This is a genomic window from Vibrio sp. 10N.222.48.A3 (genome assembly GCF_041475345.1).
Classification (GTDB): Bacteria; Pseudomonadota; Gammaproteobacteria; order Enterobacterales; family Vibrionaceae; genus Vibrio; species Vibrio tasmaniensis_A.
Map to the genome: position 1 here is coordinate 1 of NZ_JBFRVX010000153.1, position 325 is coordinate 325.

At 45.8% G+C, this 325-nt stretch carries 1 protein-coding gene; it reads right to left on the reverse strand.

Annotated features, from left to right (window positions below; all coding sequences use genetic code 11):
- Nucleotides 1-325 (reverse strand): helicase-related protein (locus tag AB4653_RS05755; protein ID WP_372103540.1); only part of this gene is annotated, 325 nt, incomplete at both ends.

The window sequence follows — 325 nt, forward strand, 5'->3', positions numbered from 1 at the left end:
ACGACCAATACGGTGAACATAATCATCTGCTGGGAATGGGATGTCGTAGTTTACTACGCGGCTTAGATTATCGATATCGATACCACGAGCAGCAACACCTGTCGCAACTAGATACTTTAGACGACCTTTTTTGAAATCAGCCAGAATCTTTTCACGAATCGCTTGGCTACGTCCACTGTGGAAAGCTTCAGCTTCGATACCACGCTTTTCAAGTTGGGCAACTAGCTTAGCCGCGCCGTGCTTAGTCTCGATAAAGATAAGCGCTTGGTCCCATTCACCGTCATTGATCATGTGGCTTAAAAGTGCAGACTTACGGTCTTTATCT